The organism is Agrobacterium sp. MA01, from assembly GCF_009650195.1.
In the GTDB taxonomy this organism is placed as follows: domain Bacteria; phylum Pseudomonadota; class Alphaproteobacteria; order Rhizobiales; family Rhizobiaceae; genus Allorhizobium.
Genome location: NZ_CP045854.1, coordinates 1,601,070 through 1,615,929, shown reverse-complemented (window position 1 = coordinate 1,615,929; position 14,860 = coordinate 1,601,070). Strand labels below are relative to the sequence as shown.

Genomic DNA, 14,860 nt, shown 5'->3' with positions numbered 1-14,860 from the left:
AGCTCCTAGTGGATATAGGCCAGAAGGTCGACCGGACGCTCGACCACGGCATCGGCACCAGCCTTCCAGAGATCGTCGGCCTTGGCATACCCCCAGGCGACACCGATCGCGGTTGCACCAGCGGCCTTGGCCATCTGCATATCGTAGATGGCATCGCCGATGACTATGGTCTCGCGCGGCGCAATGCCCGCCTCGTCACAGCATTCCGTCACCATGGCCGGATGCGGCTTTGACGGGCAGTCGTCGGCTGTCCGGCAGAAGAGGAAATGGGGCTTCAACCCATGACCTTCAAGAATGGTTTCCAGCCCGCGTCGCGACTTGCCGGTGACGGCGCCGAGCCAGACGTCCTCGCGGGCGATGAGCGCATCCAGGACTTCGCGGATGCCGTCGAACATGGTCTCGCCAAAACCAGAATCTCGGCGGACATCAGCGAAAATCGCCTTGTAATGGGCAGCCATGGCGACCGCTTCGTCATCGGCATGCGGTTTGCCGTCCATGCGGGCAATGGCGATGTCGAGCGTCAACCCGATGATCGACTTTGTCGTCTCGACGGCCGGCTCCGGCTTGCCGAAGGCGATGAAGGTGTGGCGCATGACTTCATGGATCAGCCCGGCGCTGTCGACCAGCGTGCCGTCGCAATCGAACAGAACAAGCTTCATTCGCCGTCCCTGTCACCGTCGCGCTGATCGAGGCCAAGCAGGTTCCAGGTCTGGACCATGTGCGGCGGCAGCGGCGCCGTCACCTTCAGGCGGCCACCGTTCGGGTGCGGCAGATCGATGAAGCGTGCATGCAGGTGCAACCGCTTCTGAACGCCGCCCGGGAAATCCCAGTTGTGATCCTCGTCGAAGTATTTCGGGTCACCAATGATCGGGTGGCCGATATGCAATGCGTGGACGCGCAATTGGTGGGTACGGCCGGTGTAGGGTTCCATCTCCAGCCAGGCGAGGTTCTGCGCCGCGGTGTCGATCACACGGTAATAGGTGATGGCGTGGTCTGCGCCGTCCTCGCCGTGCCTGCAGACCCGCATACGGTCGCCTTCGTCGGTTTGGTCCTTGGTGAGCCAGGTCGAGATCTTGTCCTCGTGCTTGCGCGGGACGCCCTTCACCAGCGACCAGTAGATCTTCTTGGTGTCGCGCTCGCGAAACGCGGCCGTCAGCTTCTGGGCAGCGCCGCGGGTACGCGCCACGACAAGCACGCCGGAGGTGTCGCGATCGAGGCGGTGGACGAGGCGCGGCTTTTCGCCCTTCCGGCTCGTCCAGGCTTCAAGCATCTTGTCGATATGGCGATTGAGACCCGAGCCGCCCTGCACGGCAAGGCCGGCGGGCTTGTTGAGCACGAAGACCTTCTCGTCTTCATGTAGCAGCATGCGCGACAGGAGCTCGTGGTCATCACCATGCTTCAGGTCATGACTTGCGATCGGACCGGTCTTCTTGGCGTCGACATCCATCGGCGGCACACGGACCACCTGACCGGGCTGAACGCGTGCATCGGTCTTGACGCGACCGCCGTCGACACGGACCTGGCCGGAGCGCAGAAGCTTCTGCAGCGCGCCGAAGCCTAGACCCGGATAATGGATCTTGAACCAGCGGTCGAGCCGCATGCCAGCCTCGTCGGCTTCCACGGTGATATGTTCGATGCCTGCCATCAGGATACTTTCTCGCTCGGGTTCTCCACCCACTTATCCCGTGCCTTTAGTAGATTTCGGGCGGAAAGGGAAAGCGGAAATGCAGGCTCGGGCGTCAGAACAGACTGCGGCCGAGGGCGAGACCACCGAAAGCGGCCGAGAGGGACAGGACAAGGCTCGCTCCGACATAGGCCAGGGCCAGGTGACTTTCGCCACGTTCGAAGAGCGCCATCGTGTCGAGCGAAAAGGAGGAGAATGTGGTGAACCCTCCAAGGAAGCCGACCACGAGCAGCAGCTGCATTTCCATCGATGCGGAGAACTTCCGCGCCAGCAGTTCGGTCAACAGACCTATAATGAACGAGCCGACGATGTTGACGGTGATCGTGCCCCAGGGGAAGCCCATCCCCAGCCAGCGGGTCATGGCAATCCCGGCGAGATAGCGGGCTACCGATCCGGTCGCACCGCCGATCGCGACGAGCAGGATATTGAACATGGATGACTCCGGCTTGAACGGCTGTTGCGCGAGCCGTTCAAGCCGGTTCGGGCCGCCGCGTCAAGCCTTGGCCGATGCCAGAAATCCCGCCACGAACGCCGACAGCGCCTTCCAGTCGGTGAATTCGTGGTCCCGGCTCACATCCGTTGGAGCATTCTCGTGCTCTGCCATGCGCCGGATGATCCAGCGCTTGAAGAAGTCATATTCGGTATATCTGAGCGCGCCAGCCGCGTGATGGATCATGCCGGGCTTCCATCCGCTCTCCTCGAACAGGTGGTCGGGGAAATGCGTCGCTTCTTCCCGCTCCTCCTCGAATTCGGAACGGATCAGCAGGGATACGGACACGAAAGCCGAGGGCACAGCATTCAGCCAAGCGGCTTCCTGCCGAACGAACCGGGCGAAGGCAGCCGGATAGCGGGCCGCGTGAACCGGCGCACAAAGGATGGCTGCCTCGGGATGGGCAACCGCATATTCGCCACCCGAGGATATGTCGAACAGAAGTGCCCGGTCGCCGGCGGCCTCGACCGCCGACGCGACCGCTTCCGCGATCTTGCGTGTCTGCCCCTCAACCGTCGCGTAGCCGACAAGAATAATCATGGCTCTGGTCCTCTGCTGATGACGCACTCAGTGTGCGGCAAGGACATGGATGGCGCTTTGATCTGGCGCAAAGCGGCACATCCGAGGACGCCAACGCAACCAATACATTTTTATTCAAAACCGCTCATTCGACTTAAAGATGCATAGATAACCGTAGTTTATGCTAATGTCGTTATGTATTATCTGGGAAACGCCCATGACACAGGTTGTCACAGTCTCTGCGCATACCGCGGCCTACGCGATGGAACCGGTGAAGCCGCCACAACGCGTCTCCCGTGCGTCCTACGTGGAAGAGCATACGCGTGTGCTGGCACAGCAGGCAGCACAGAGCGAGGACCTGCGGCTCAGGGCGCTCGTCAACGTCGTGCAGCCTCCGGCGCTCGCCCTCTACTTCCTCACCTCTTCGCAGCAACAGTTCGAGCAGGCGACGCTGAAAGAAACGATCGAGGCCTACAAGAGCTCGGTCGCCTGATCTCCCAAGACCCCATCCGGGCAAAGAAAAACCGCGACCGGTGACGGTCGCGGTTTCTTATTTCAGGGCATAGCGATCAGGGTCATTTGCCCCGGGCCGGACCGACCGGAAGCGCCACATCCACAGCACCGGCCTTCTCGAAGGTCAGCGTGACGTTGACGGTCGCGCCTTCCTGGAAGGGCTCTGTCACCTTGAAGAACATCAGGTGCAGGCCGCCAGGCTTCAGCTCAACCGTCTCACCGGCCGGGATTGCGATGCCGTCGTTCAGCTGACGCATCTTCATCACCTCGCCTTCCATCGCCATCTCGTGCAGCTGGACCTCGCCCGCCTGGGCTGAGGTTGCGGAAACGAGCTTGTCTTCTTCACCGCCCTTGTTGACGATGGTGATGAAACCGCCGCCGACCGGCTGGCCTGGCAGCATCGCCCTGGTGAAACCGGCGGTCAGTTCGAGGTCACCGGCAGTCACGGCCTGAAAACCACCGGGATCGGTTGCCGCCATGTGATCGCCGTGACCGGAATGGTCACCATGGGCGCCATGCGCGCCGTGGCCATCCGCTGCAGCCTGCTCGGCGGGAGCACCGTGACCGGCATGCGCGCCGTGTGCACCGTGTGCGCCATGACCATGTGCGTCGCCTTCAGCGGCCGCGAGCTTGAGAACTGGCGCCGGACCGTCGAGGTCGTGCGGATCCTGGCCGGGGGCCGCGATCTGATCCCAGGCGACCTTGGCGTCAGCGCCGCAAAGCTGAACCGTCGGGAAGGCAAGTCCCGTCGCCGGATCGCCGGCAGCGACCTTACCGTAGACGACAAAAGTGTCGTAGAAATTGTCCGGCAGGTCACCGTTCTTGAAGCGGATTTCGACCGGGCCTGATGTCACTGCCTTGCCGTGGTTGTCGTAGCTGTTCTGGTAGTCGCCGGTGATGACCTCAACGTCCCAGCCGGCCTTCGGCATCGGCTTGGCGGAGATAAAGCCTTCCGGCAGCTTGATCTGGACTTCGTTGGTCGCCTTGCCGTCGCAACCATGCGGCACCTGCAGCGCGGCGGCGACATAGGAGCCGACCTTGGCGGGCTGGTTGGCAAAGGTCGCATGGGCGAACACAGCCGTGGTCGATGCGAGTGTGGCAATCGCGGTTGCGAGAATGAGATTGGTCTTCATGGGTGTCTCTCCTTGCCGCGGTCCTTCTTGGCCGTCGGCAGTCGTCAGTCTTCGTCGATTGAGTGAGGGCGATCAGACGAAGAGCGGCGGCCCACGGAGGCGCGGACGATCGAGGAGATGGCCGGAGCGCACGGTTGTTGCAACAGGTACAATCTGACCCAGACTTGTGAACCGGCTAAGCAGCCAGGACTGGTCGGAAGGCTCCGGCAGTAGAATCGCGCCAGCGAGACGGCAGGCCTCGCAATCCGCAGAAGGGCGCGCATGCTTCTGGCCACTATCGGCGATGCAGAGATCGGCAAAAGAGCCGTCGGGAAGCATATAGGCGGCCGACTGAACTTCGCGGGCAATAGCGGCGGGTGCCCGGTGGCCAAAACCGACAGACAGGAAGACCATCGCGCAGAAGATGCGCAATAGGATCGTCGCTGGCCTGACCTTCGGTTTCATCGTTACCCCCGTTTCGCCGAATCCTTTATCGCGATGCCGGGGACAAGCCAAGTGGCGAGATGCCGCGCCTGCGGAGCAAACGCCCAGGTGTCTGCGCGCCCGCCAATCACGAGGCCTCAGCGACAATTATTTGTTCGGGAGCGACGCAGCCTCTTGCCAAGCCGCCACACTGCCAGATAATGCCTTGAAGACCTTGTTGGGAGATACCGGTTTGATCCGGAGCCGAAGGAGCAACCGCCCCGGAAACTCTCAGGCAAAAGGACCACAAGGCGTCGACTGCACTCTGGAGAGAGGCCCGTTTCCAAAGCGGGCCGCGCCGAAGGGATAACAATCTCAGGCACAAGGACAGAGGGGGCTCATGAAGCGGCACAACCGTGCCCAGACTTGAGCAAGCGCGCGAGCGCTCAAACCCGGAGGCGACGTCTTGGACGATCAGACCCAACTGAAACGCACCCCCCTTTATGATTTCCATGTGTCGCTTGGCGCCAAGATGGTGCCCTTCGCCGGTTACGAAATGCCGGTGCAGTATCCGGCCGGCGTGCTGAAGGAACACCTGCATACGCGCGCTGCCGCTGGCCTCTTCGACGTTTCCCACATGGGCCAGGTCGAACTGGTTGCGGCCTCTGGCTCTTATGAGGACGCTGCCAAGGCGCTCGAAACCCTCGTTCCCGTCGACATCCTCGGATTGAAGGACGGGCGCCAGCGTTACGGCTTCTTCACGGACGACAATGGCGGCATCCTCGACGACCTGATGATCAGCCGCCTCGGCCAGCGACTGCTGGTCGTGGTCAATGCCGGCTGCAAGGATTCCGACATCGCCCATCTCAGGGCGAAGCTGCCTGATGGCGTCGAAGTTCTCGTGCATGACGACCGTGCGCTGCTCGCCCTCCAGGGTCCGAAGGCCGAATCGGTGCTTGCGGCGCTCAATTCCGACGTCGCAGCCATGAAGTTCATGGATGTGCGTGAACTGTCTCTGGGCGACATCCCTGCCCTCGTCTCTCGCACCGGCTATTCGGGCGAAGACGGCTTCGAAATCTCTGTGCCGGCTGATCGCGCCAGCGATCTCGCCAAGGCTTTGCTCGACCAGCCGGACTGTCAGCCGATCGGGCTCGGCGCCCGTGATTCGCTGCGCCTCGAAGCCGGGCTCTGCCTCTACGGCAACGACATCGACACGACGACCTCGCCTGTCGAAGCCTCGATCGAATGGGGCATCCAGAAGGTCCGCCGCTTGTGCGGCGCCCGCGAAGGCGGCTTTCCGGGTGCTCATCGCATCCTTGGCGAACTGGAGAATGGCGTCTCTCGCCGCCGCGTCGGATTGAAGCCTGAGGGCAAGGCGCCGGTGCGTCCGCCGGCAAAGCTCTTTGCCGACGCCGAGGGCAAAACCGAGATCGGCCACGTTTCCTCCGGCGGCTTCGGCCCCAGCGCGGAAGGCCCGATCGCCATGGGCTACGTGCCGACGGAAATGGCCGAGGCTGGAACCCAGGTTTTCGCTGAGGTGCGTGGCAAGCTGATGCCCCTTACCGTCACCGCTCTTCCTTTCGTCACACCCACCTACAAACGCTAAAAAAAATCTCCGGAGAGAACCATGTTGAAATTCACCGCTGAACACGAATGGCTGAAGATCGAAGACGGTATTGCCACCGTCGGCATCACCACGCACGCCGCCGGCCAGCTCGGCGATCTCGTCTTCGTCGAACTGCCGGACGAAGGCTCGAGCTTCAAGAAAGACGGGACCGCCGCGACCGTCGAGAGCGTCAAGGCGGCGTCCGACGTCTACTGCCCGCTCGATGGCGAAGTGGTCGAAATCAACCAGGCGATCGTCGACGATCCGTCGCTGGTGAACTCCGATCCGGAAGGTGCCGCCTGGTTCTTCAAGCTGAAGCTCGCCAACCCATCTGACGCCGACGCCCTGCTCGACGAGGCTGCCTACAAGGAGTTGATCGCCTGATGACGACAGAATTCCAGTTCACGGATTACGATCCGTACGACTTCGCCAATCGGCGCCATATCGGCCCCTCGCCCTCCGAGATGACCGAGATGCTGAAGGTGATCGGCTATCACTCGCTCGACGAGATGATCGACGCGACCGTCCCCGGCTCGATCCGCCAGAAGGTGCCGCTCACCTGGGGTGCGGCGATGACCGAGCGCGAAGCGCTCGACAAGCTTCGCGAGACGGCGAACAAGAACAAGGTCCTGACCTCGCTTCTCGGCCAGGGCTATTATGGCACGATCACGCCGCCGGTCATCCAGCGCAACATTCTGGAAAACCCGGCCTGGTACACGGCCTATACGCCCTACCAGCCGGAAATCAGCCAGGGTCGCCTTGAGGCGCTCCTCAACTACCAGACCATGGTGACGGATCTCACCGGTCTCGACGTCGCCAATGCGTCGCTGCTGGACGAGGCCACCGCTGCCGCCGAAGCAATGGCGCTCTGCCAGCGCAGCGCCAAGACCAAGGCGACCGGCTTCTTCGTCGACAAGGACTGCCACCCGCAGACGATCGCCGTCATACAGACCCGCGCCGAGCCACTGGGCTGGACGGTCACTGTCGGCGATCCCTTCACCGATCTCGATCCAACGGAAGTCTTCGGCGCGATCTTCCAGTATCCCGGCACACATGGCGACGTGCGCGATTTCTCCGGCCTGATCGCCCGTCTGCACCAGACCGGCGCTCTGGCTGCCGTCGCGGCCGACATCCTCGCACTGCTTCTGTTGAAGTCTCCGGGCGAAATGGGGGCTGATATCGCCATCGGTTCGACCCAGCGCTTCGGCGTTCCCATGGGTTACGGCGGTCCGCATGCGGCCTATATGGCAGTGAAGGATGCGATCAAGCGCTCGATGCCTGGTCGTCTTGTCGGCGTTTCCGTCGATGCCCGCGGCAACCGCGCCTATCGCTTGTCGCTGCAGACCCGCGAACAGCATATCCGCCGCGAAAAGGCCACGTCGAACATCTGCACCGCGCAGGTCCTGCTCGCCGTCATGGCATCAATGTATGCCGTCTTCCACGGGCCTCAAGGCCTGAAGGCGATTGCCCAGCAGGTGCACCAGAAGACGGTCATCCTGGCGAAGGGTCTGGAAAAGCTCGGCTACACGATCGAGCCGGAGGCCTTCTTCGACACGATCACTGTCGAGGTTGGCCACATGCAGGGCCTCGTCATGCGGGCGGCTGTCGCGGAAGGTGTGAACCTGCGCAAGGTCGGCGAGACCAAGGTCGGCATCGCGCTCGACGAGCGGACCCGCCCCGCCGTGCTCGAAGCCGTCTGGCGTGCCTTCGGCGGCAGCTTCAAGGTCGAGGATTTCTCCGCCGACTACCGTCTGCCGACGGATCTGCTGCGCACCAGCGAGTATCTGACGCATCCGATCTTCCACATGAACCGTGCGGAAAGCGAGATGACCCGCTACATCCGCAGGCTCTCAGACCGCGACCTCGCACTCGATCGCGCCATGATCCCGCTCGGCTCCTGCACGATGAAGCTGAATGCAACGGCGGAAATGCTGCCGATCACCTGGCCGGAATTCTCCGACATCCATCCCTTTGTGCCTGAGGATCAGGCGCTGGGTTACAAGGAGATGATCGACGATCTCTCGGAAAAGCTCTGCGCGGTTACCGGTTACGACGCGATCTCGATGCAGCCGAATTCGGGGGCGCAAGGGGAATATGCCGGATTGCTGACGATCCGCGCCTATCACCTGTCGCGGGGCGATACGCATCGGACGGTTTGCCTGATCCCAACCTCGGCGCATGGCACCAACCCGGCATCCGCCCAGATGGTCGGCATGACGGTCGTGCCGGTCAAGTCGAAGGAAAACGGCGACGTCGACCTCGACGACTTCCGCGCCAAGGCGGAAGAGCATGCAGACAACCTCTCCTGCTGCATGATCACCTACCCCTCGACGCATGGCGTGTTTGAGGAGACGGTGCGCGAGATCTGCGAGATCACCCACCAGCACGGTGGCCAGGTCTATCTCGACGGTGCCAACATGAATGCCATGGTCGGCGTATCCCGTCCCGGCGACATCGGATCCGACGTCTCCCACCTCAACCTGCACAAGACCTTCTGTATCCCACATGGCGGCGGCGGTCCGGGCATGGGGCCGATCGGCGTCAAGGCGCATCTGGCACCTTTCCTGCCGGGCCATGTCGTCACTGACGGTCGTCCAGGCGCGGTGTCAGCTGGACCTTACGGTTCGCCCTCGATTCTGCCGATCAGCTGGTCCTACTGCCTGATGATGAGTGGCGAAGGTCTGACGCAGGCGACGAAGGTCGCGATCCTCAACGCCAACTATATCGCGGCGCGGCTGAAGGGTGCCTATGACGTGCTCTATACCTCGGCCTCGGGTCGCGTGGCGCATGAATGCATCATCGACACCCGTCCGCTGCAGGCGTCCGCCGGCGTCACCGTCGACGATGTCGCCAAGCGCCTGATCGACTGCGGCTTCCACGCGCCGACCATGAGCTGGCCGGTGGCCGGAACGCTGATGATCGAGCCGACGGAATCGGAGACCAAGGCCGAGATCGACCGTTTCTGCGAAGCCATGCTGGCAATCCGCGAGGAAGCCCGCGACATCGAAGAAGGCCGGATGGACAAGGCCAACAATCCGCTGAAGAACGCACCGCATACGGTGGAAGACCTCGTCGGCCAGTGGGATCGTCCCTATAGCCGCGAACAGGCCTGCTATCCGCCGGGCGCCTTTCGGGTGGACAAGTACTGGTCCTCAGTCAACCGCGTCGACAATGTCTATGGGGACCGTAACCTGGTGTGCACCTGCCCGCCGATGGAAGCCTACGCGGAAGCGGCAGAGTAACAGCCTGAAATTCGCCATGAGAACGCCGCCCTTGAGGCGGCGTTCTTCATTTGTGGTGACATGCCGAAACGCCCTGTGATGGAACGGATCTGGCCACTGCCCGTTTCTCCCGCTGTCCAACACAGGAGAACAGACATGCGCAACACTCTCATCCTCGCTGGTGCAGCGGCATTCATGACGCTCTCGGCGTCGGCCCATGCGCAGGACACTGTCATCATCCAGCAGGCCCCGCCGGTCACCTCGCAGTCGACCATCATCGTGCCGGCTCCGGTCGAAACTTATGTCTTGCAGCGCGAAGTGCGCTCGGTGCCTTATGAAGGCGACGTCCTGATCGGTCGCGTTATCGAGGATCCGGTCGAGCTCTATCCCGTTGATGGCTATGAGGATTATTCCTATACGATCGTCAACGAGCGACGCGTGATCGTCGATCCCCAGACCCGTCAGATCATCCAGATCATCGAGTGACCCGATCGCTGGTCAGCTACCGGAACCGGCTCAGGCCGGGTTCTTTTGGTGCAAGACGCCAATCAACTGTCCCTGTCCCGTTTTCGCACAACTCTTCCCGGCGCAGTCATAAGCCGGAAACCCTGCCCGTTCGGAAAGTTCTAACACCTGCCGCTTATCCTGCTCTGAAGACCATCGAGACGGTTGGAAAGACGATGAGCATCTCAGCGATCATGGGCATCTCGCTTTCGGGCATGCAGGCGCAGCAAACGCGCCTTGCTGCGACCGCCAACAACGTCGCGAATGCCATGACACCTGGTTACGATCGTCTCGAAACCAGCTTTACCAGTCGCGCCCAGGGCGGCGTGTCCGCCACGGTTGCCCCGTCCGATGGACCGGTCCCCGATGACACGTCCAATGTCGACCTTGCGTCGGAAATGCTCTCGCTCGTCGAAACCGAGATCGGCTTCAAGGCGAATGCCGCGGCCTGGGAGACGGGTGCTGACATCTGGGACGTCCTGCTCAGCATCAAGCGCGACTGATTCCCTGACATGTATGGCACGCGTTTCCACCGTCAAAAGACGGTGACGCGAACGCGCGTTCCGTCATACCCTGTCTCCGCAAAGCTCGGATAGCACTGACTTTTTTAGGCCAATGGCTGCTCCGCCAGGCAAAAGCAGCCGAGGGAGCGAATTCTCCGATTGCAAAGATCCGGACATCCAGACACAGTCGGGAGTTGCATAAGGTTGCATCGAGGATGGCATGTATAACGACTCACTCAACTACCTGAAGACACAGATCCTTTCCGCACAGGTCGGGGACGCCGCCGGCATCCGCGGCCTGATCAAACAGCGTCTCGACCAAGCGCTCACATCCGTCCATACGAATGATTATGTCGAGGACTGTCTGTTTCAAATCACCGAGGCGCTCGAACAGCTCGACACCGGGTCAACGGACCCGGCGAAGCTTCGCGACTACTTATTGGGCGCGATCGAGGCGTTGCGAGACGAACTCCATCTTTGCGACATCGAGCCGGATGTCCGCCAGTCCGCTGTCGGTTTCTGAGGCACTGCGCTTGCGGCCTCCACCGGCGCGGCGGCGATCGAGACCGTCGGCGGCAGCGAGCGACACCATCTCCAGAAGATGATCGAGGAAGAGCGCGTCATCGCTGAGCGGGGCTTTCTGCGAAACACCCTTGATGATCTCCCGAAGACTACGAACCTGCTCTTCCACGATCGAGCGAACGTAGATTTCAGAGGATGGAAGTTGGCCATCCGGCATGTCATTCTCCTGCAATTCTTGCATATTCTATATGTCCGTGAAGGTCTTCGGCGAAGGCCAGACGTTGAAGGGCCGCCGCGGCGAAGGGATTTCCCGGTGCGCGCTCGAGATCGAGGACGCTGCCGGTAATCCCGTAGAGTTCGTGATGCCGCAGCAGCCCTGCCATGGAGGGTTTGGCCGTGATCGGAACGATCAGCGATCCGTCGAGCATGCTTGGAGCCGCCAGCGGCATCACATCCCAACCGGTCGTCAGAAGCAGGTTGACGAGCTTGGGATGTGTCTCGACAACCAGCGTGCCGATGCCCGCAACGAGGCAATACTCCATGACCCCGGTCATCAGGATGTTGGAAATCGGGACGCCGGCGATCGACCTGCCGGACACTTCGGCAATGCACCGGGTCCATTCATAGACACGCGGCCCACGCGGCCAGTCGGCACCGTCCATCAGATGCGGATAGACATCCGACAGAAGATGCGGCTTCAGTGTCGGCAGGAGGCGGCTATATCCCACCACATTACCGCCGACGATGAGCGGCAGATGGATGGCCTCGTCACCGTCGAACTGGTCGATCTCCCGTTCGTCGCCACGACGGCAGGCTTCCCATCCCAATCGGTCTACGAACTGGCGATGGCGAAACGCCCAAACCTGCTCCATGACGTCGGCATGGTCATGCGTGTACCTGCCCAGAATTGTCGCAAGCATGTAGATCCCCAGAAAATCCAGGGGCAAGGATGCGATAAGCGGACCGAATTCAATATAGGCCGTTCTGCCTATTTATCTGATAATTCCAAGCCGAATCGATTCGGCAATCAGTTGCGCACGGTTCACGGAATTCAACTTACGGCACGCCGCCGCGATTTCGTGCTGAACTGTTTTCTCCGATATTCCAAGAATTTGGCCAATCTCCCAATTGGTCTTGCCGGCCGAGCACCAGAGAATAACCTCGCGTTCGCGCGGCGTGACTTTGGCCGCAACCGCCGCGCTGCGCTCGCTGCTGTCGACGAGGAAGGCACGCAACCGGTTGTGCGCGTAGATTGAAACGATGTGCAGCGCACCGCGCTGCTCGCTGGACAGCTCGACCTTGCGCGCACCGAAGGTGACGATCGCCTGAAAGCCGCCGACAGAATGGAGCGGCACACTGTAACCATCCAGCATTCCGAACTCGGTGGCCTCGTTCATGACGCGCTTGGCGGAGCGACTGAGCGGCTTGTCGGCCAGCGCTTCCGACCAGACGAATGCCTCGTTCGACATCTTCGTCCGGTAGATCACTGGATCGACATGCACATAGTTTTCCTGGACATAGCGCTCGAACCAGCCCTCCGGCCAGGCATTCAGCATGAAATAGGGATCGATCCGCTCGCCGGGGAGCGGGATGCCGGACACCGCATAGCAGTCCATGCCGAAGGCACCCGCCACCTTGCCAAGGCAGGCTAGGACTTCCTCATTGTCGCGGGCTCGCGACGATTCGGTGATAAAATCGAACATCGCATTGGCTGTCGCCTGCCTGTCTGACATCCGCACCCTCAAGATAGCCAGTCATCACATTTGTGACTTCTAGCACAGCCGGCGACCAGTCGATCCGATAAACATTGGATTTCCAAGAGAATCGATGGAGCATCACACAGTGCTCAACTGCAGGGTGACGGCATGTGCCGACACGCGTTGAAGGGGTTCAGATGGCGTTCAATACGGCATGCAGCAGCGCGATGATACCGAAGGCGATCAGAATGAACGCAGAGACCCGGCTGACCAGGGTTGCAAATCCCTCGGGGAGCCGCGTGCGCACCACGGTCACGGCACCGCTCAGGAAGAACCACCAGGCAAGCGAGCCGAAGAAGACACCTGCCACTAGTAGCACGCCTTCCCAACCGCCCTCGCCCGCCGCGAGCCCCAGTCCGGCAAAAATCGCTGCGAAGGTAAGGATCGTCGCGGGATTGGCGATGGTGAGCAGGAAGGTCGCGGCAATTGTCGACAGCAGGCTGTGGGCCTGGACAGAAGCTGCGGAGACCTCTGGTCGCGGCTTGAGCGCCGTCACGCCAAGATAGAGCAGGAACAAGCCGCCTGCGACCTGCAATGGAAACACGATCCAGTCGAGATAGGATCCGAGCGCGTTGAAGCCGGCTGCAGCCATGGCGGCATAGACGCCATCGGCAATCGCGGTGCCCAGCCCTCCGGCAACGCCGGCCCAGAAGCCACGCTCCAGCGTACGATTGATGCAGAGCGCCCCTATGGGTCCGAGTGGTGCCGCGATCGCGACGCCCAGCACGAGCCCTTTCCCGAAAAGGAGCGCGTCCATGTCACTCCGTGCCGATCACGTAGCTGCGTTCACTCGCCGTCGACAGCGCGATCATCGTCTCGCTGCGCGCAATCAGGCGCTCGCCCTTCAAGTCGGCGAGGAATGTCTCGATGCCCGTGAGGTCGGCCGTCCGGATCTTCAGCATGTAGGACCAGCTACCGGTTACATGATGACATTCGAGCACGGCCGGGTGGGATTCTGCATAATCGCGAAAGGCAGCCTGTTCGGTGTCCTGCGGCAGGGTCACCAGCATGAAGGCGGTGATCGGCAGGCCAAGCGCCGCAGGATCCACCTCCAGGGTGAAGCGTCTGATGGCTCCCGACGCGACCAAGCGACGGATGCGTTCATTGACGGCGGAGGGCGAAAGCCCTACCACATCCCCGATGCTGGCGAGCGAACGGCGAGCATCCTCGGCTAAGAGATCGATAATTTTGCGGTCACTGGTATCCATAACCGCAGTTTATTTGCCTACATCGATATATCGCAAGATATTTTTTCGAATCTTGGCGAAAAAGAATATTCTCACCGAATGAGAGCCGCCGAACTCTCCCGATCGGCGCATCGCCGTTCAAATCAGGCAGGAGCTGCCTGTCGCTGTTTCGCGAGTTCCGATAGATCAGCAGCCTTCAACTCCACGGACTCGCCGCAGCCACAGGCAGATGTCTGATTCGGGTTGTGGAAGGTGAAACCGGACCGCAGCGTTGTGGTCTCGAAGCCCATTTCCGTACCGAGCAGATAGAGAACTGCGGCCGGATCAATCCAGACCGAAGCGCCATCTTTCTCGATGCGGTCATCCCTCGGATTTGGTTCAGTCACCATATCGATGGTGTATTCCATCCCGGCACAGCCACCCTTCTTGATGCCCACGCGGATGCCCTTGGCATCGGGACCGGAATTCTCGACGATCGCCCTGACGCGTGCGGCAGCCGCATCGCTCATGGTCATTACCTGAAAGCCCATCGGCACAGTCTCCATCAACAACCGGGTTCAAGGTCCGGCGTTTCTTCTGGCAATGTAAGGGAGGCGCCTCGTCGGTTCAATAGCTTAGGCTGCCAAGTGTGCCGCAGGCAGCGCATTGCGAACATGCCCGTCGCCTGATGATGATCAATCCTTGAGCACGACAGGATCACCCGAAAAACTTGATCTTTATCAGAAGCTTGAAACGCGCTCTTGCATGACGCTCCCCTCGTCGGCGATCAAAAATATTGCAGTGCACAGCGGGAACGGATGCAAACTCGGGCAAAAGCTC

General features: G+C 61.2%; 18 protein-coding genes and 1 riboswitch. Of the genes, 6 read left to right on the top strand and 12 right to left on the bottom strand.

What is annotated here, in order from left to right; genetic code table 11:
• Nucleotides 1–5 precede the first annotated feature (5 nt).
• From GH983_RS07920 to GH983_RS07905, 4 genes are all read right to left on the bottom strand, one after another.
• Complete coding sequence (locus GH983_RS07920) at nucleotides 6–659, bottom strand: HAD-IA family hydrolase (protein ID WP_069041493.1); 654 nt, start codon at nucleotides 657–659, stop codon at nucleotides 6–8.
• A complete protein-coding gene (locus GH983_RS07915; RefSeq protein WP_054150192.1) occupies nucleotides 656–1,645 on the bottom strand; it encodes an RluA family pseudouridine synthase in 990 nt (329 codons plus the stop codon). The genes GH983_RS07920 and GH983_RS07915 overlap by 4 nt, the downstream gene beginning before the upstream one ends.
• A gap of 94 nt (nucleotides 1,646–1,739) precedes the next feature.
• A complete protein-coding gene (crcB, locus tag GH983_RS07910) occupies nucleotides 1,740–2,117 on the bottom strand; it encodes a fluoride efflux transporter CrcB (RefSeq protein ID WP_054150191.1) in 378 nt (125 codons plus the stop codon).
• Nucleotides 2,118–2,177: 60 nt separating this feature from the next.
• Nucleotides 2,178–2,714, bottom strand: a complete 537-nt coding sequence (locus GH983_RS07905; protein WP_069041495.1) for a flavodoxin domain-containing protein — start codon at nucleotides 2,712–2,714, stop codon at nucleotides 2,178–2,180.
• A gap of 196 nt (nucleotides 2,715–2,910) precedes the next feature.
• Here GH983_RS07905 and GH983_RS07900 point away from each other — a divergent pair, with 196 nt between their 5' ends.
• Nucleotides 2,911–3,186, top strand: coding sequence for a hypothetical protein (locus tag GH983_RS07900; RefSeq protein WP_054150189.1), 276 nt, complete (start codon nucleotides 2,911–2,913; stop codon nucleotides 3,184–3,186).
• 82 nt (nucleotides 3,187–3,268) lie between these two features.
• On the opposite strand, the gene GH983_RS07895 is transcribed toward GH983_RS07900, so the two are convergent.
• Together GH983_RS07895 and GH983_RS07890 are read right to left on the bottom strand one after the other, a co-directional pair.
• Complete coding sequence (locus tag GH983_RS07895) at nucleotides 3,269–4,339, bottom strand: DUF1775 domain-containing protein (RefSeq protein ID WP_153762100.1); 1,071 nt, start codon at nucleotides 4,337–4,339, stop codon at nucleotides 3,269–3,271.
• 72 nt (nucleotides 4,340–4,411) lie between these two features.
• A complete protein-coding gene (locus tag GH983_RS07890; RefSeq protein WP_153762099.1) occupies nucleotides 4,412–4,783 on the bottom strand; it encodes a hypothetical protein in 372 nt (123 codons plus the stop codon).
• Between the two features lie 186 nt (nucleotides 4,784–4,969).
• A riboswitch (glycine riboswitch) is annotated at nucleotides 4,970–5,058 on the top strand.
• 149 nt (nucleotides 5,059–5,207) lie between these two features.
• Between GH983_RS07890 and gcvT the strand changes: the two genes are divergently transcribed.
• From gcvT to GH983_RS07865, 5 genes are all read left to right on the top strand, one after another.
• Nucleotides 5,208–6,347: a glycine cleavage system aminomethyltransferase GcvT gene (gcvT, locus tag GH983_RS07885; protein ID WP_153762098.1), complete on the top strand. Its 1,140-nt coding sequence runs from the start codon at nucleotides 5,208–5,210 to the stop codon at nucleotides 6,345–6,347.
• A 21-nt stretch (nucleotides 6,348–6,368) separates the two neighbouring features.
• Complete coding sequence (gcvH, locus tag GH983_RS07880) at nucleotides 6,369–6,731, top strand: glycine cleavage system protein GcvH (RefSeq protein ID WP_153762097.1); 363 nt, start codon at nucleotides 6,369–6,371, stop codon at nucleotides 6,729–6,731.
• Nucleotides 6,731–9,589 (top strand): aminomethyl-transferring glycine dehydrogenase, encoded by a 2,859-nt coding sequence (gene gcvP, locus GH983_RS07875; RefSeq protein ID WP_153762096.1) that lies wholly within the window; start codon nucleotides 6,731–6,733, stop codon nucleotides 9,587–9,589. The genes gcvH and gcvP overlap by 1 nt, the downstream gene beginning before the upstream one ends.
• Before the next feature lie 135 nt (nucleotides 9,590–9,724).
• Nucleotides 9,725–10,054 carry a DUF1236 domain-containing protein gene (locus GH983_RS07870; RefSeq protein WP_054150183.1) on the top strand — a complete coding sequence of 110 codons (330 nt, stop codon included), beginning with the start codon at nucleotides 9,725–9,727 and terminating at the stop codon, nucleotides 10,052–10,054.
• 194 nt (nucleotides 10,055–10,248) lie between these two features.
• Nucleotides 10,249–10,575 carry a flagellar basal body protein gene (locus GH983_RS07865; protein ID WP_054150182.1) on the top strand — a complete coding sequence of 109 codons (327 nt, stop codon included), beginning with the start codon at nucleotides 10,249–10,251 and terminating at the stop codon, nucleotides 10,573–10,575.
• A 436-nt stretch (nucleotides 10,576–11,011) separates the two neighbouring features.
• Here the strand turns inward: GH983_RS07865 and GH983_RS07860 are convergent, their stop codons facing one another.
• From GH983_RS07860 to sufA, 6 genes are all read right to left on the bottom strand, one after another.
• Nucleotides 11,012–11,314 (bottom strand): hypothetical protein, encoded by a 303-nt coding sequence (locus GH983_RS07860; RefSeq protein ID WP_054150181.1) that lies wholly within the window; start codon nucleotides 11,312–11,314, stop codon nucleotides 11,012–11,014.
• A 1-nt stretch (nucleotide 11,315) separates the two neighbouring features.
• Nucleotides 11,316–12,017, bottom strand: a complete 702-nt coding sequence (locus GH983_RS07855; RefSeq protein WP_153762095.1) for an acyl-homoserine-lactone synthase — start codon at nucleotides 12,015–12,017, stop codon at nucleotides 11,316–11,318.
• 72 nt (nucleotides 12,018–12,089) lie between these two features.
• A complete protein-coding gene (locus GH983_RS07850; RefSeq protein ID WP_054150179.1) occupies nucleotides 12,090–12,830 on the bottom strand; it encodes a LuxR family transcriptional regulator in 741 nt (246 codons plus the stop codon).
• A 157-nt stretch (nucleotides 12,831–12,987) separates the two neighbouring features.
• Nucleotides 12,988–13,611 (bottom strand): LysE family translocator, encoded by a 624-nt coding sequence (locus tag GH983_RS07845; protein ID WP_153762094.1) that lies wholly within the window; start codon nucleotides 13,609–13,611, stop codon nucleotides 12,988–12,990.
• A 1-nt stretch (nucleotide 13,612) separates the two neighbouring features.
• The gene (locus GH983_RS07840) at nucleotides 13,613–14,062 is read right to left on the bottom strand and encodes an Lrp/AsnC family transcriptional regulator (protein WP_153762093.1); all 450 of its coding nucleotides are present in this window, start codon (nucleotides 14,060–14,062) and stop codon (nucleotides 13,613–13,615) included.
• 122 nt (nucleotides 14,063–14,184) lie between these two features.
• Nucleotides 14,185–14,571 carry a Fe-S cluster assembly scaffold SufA gene (sufA, locus tag GH983_RS07835; RefSeq protein WP_069041504.1) on the bottom strand — a complete coding sequence of 129 codons (387 nt, stop codon included), beginning with the start codon at nucleotides 14,569–14,571 and terminating at the stop codon, nucleotides 14,185–14,187.
• Between the last annotated feature and the right edge of the window lie 289 nt (nucleotides 14,572–14,860).

Coding starts and splice junctions, on each gene's coding strand:
- GH983_RS07920 (WP_069041493.1), bottom strand. CDS start 659: ATGAAGCTTGTTCTGTTCGATTGCGACGGCACGCTGGTCGACAGCGCC.
- GH983_RS07915 (WP_054150192.1), bottom strand. CDS start 1,645: ATGGCAGGCATCGAACATATCACCGTGGAAGCCGACGAGGCTGGCATG.
- crcB (WP_054150191.1), bottom strand. CDS start 2,117: ATGTTCAATATCCTGCTCGTCGCGATCGGCGGTGCGACCGGATCGGTA.
- GH983_RS07905 (WP_069041495.1), bottom strand. CDS start 2,714: ATGATTATTCTTGTCGGCTACGCGACGGTTGAGGGGCAGACACGCAAG.
- GH983_RS07900 (WP_054150189.1), top strand. CDS start 2,911: ATGACACAGGTTGTCACAGTCTCTGCGCATACCGCGGCCTACGCGATG.
- GH983_RS07895 (WP_153762100.1), bottom strand. CDS start 4,339: ATGAAGACCAATCTCATTCTCGCAACCGCGATTGCCACACTCGCATCG.
- GH983_RS07890 (WP_153762099.1), bottom strand. CDS start 4,783: ATGAAACCGAAGGTCAGGCCAGCGACGATCCTATTGCGCATCTTCTGC.
- gcvH (WP_153762097.1), top strand. CDS start 6,369: ATGTTGAAATTCACCGCTGAACACGAATGGCTGAAGATCGAAGACGGT.
- gcvP (WP_153762096.1), top strand. CDS start 6,731: ATGACGACAGAATTCCAGTTCACGGATTACGATCCGTACGACTTCGCC.
- GH983_RS07870 (WP_054150183.1), top strand. CDS start 9,725: ATGCGCAACACTCTCATCCTCGCTGGTGCAGCGGCATTCATGACGCTC.
- GH983_RS07865 (WP_054150182.1), top strand. CDS start 10,249: ATGAGCATCTCAGCGATCATGGGCATCTCGCTTTCGGGCATGCAGGCG.
- GH983_RS07860 (WP_054150181.1), bottom strand. CDS start 11,314: ATGCCGGATGGCCAACTTCCATCCTCTGAAATCTACGTTCGCTCGATC.
- GH983_RS07855 (WP_153762095.1), bottom strand. CDS start 12,017: ATGCTTGCGACAATTCTGGGCAGGTACACGCATGACCATGCCGACGTC.
- GH983_RS07850 (WP_054150179.1), bottom strand. CDS start 12,830: ATGTCAGACAGGCAGGCGACAGCCAATGCGATGTTCGATTTTATCACC.
- GH983_RS07845 (WP_153762094.1), bottom strand. CDS start 13,611: ATGGACGCGCTCCTTTTCGGGAAAGGGCTCGTGCTGGGCGTCGCGATC.
- GH983_RS07840 (WP_153762093.1), bottom strand. CDS start 14,062: ATGGATACCAGTGACCGCAAAATTATCGATCTCTTAGCCGAGGATGCT.
- sufA (WP_069041504.1), bottom strand. CDS start 14,571: ATGGGCTTTCAGGTAATGACCATGAGCGATGCGGCTGCCGCACGCGTC.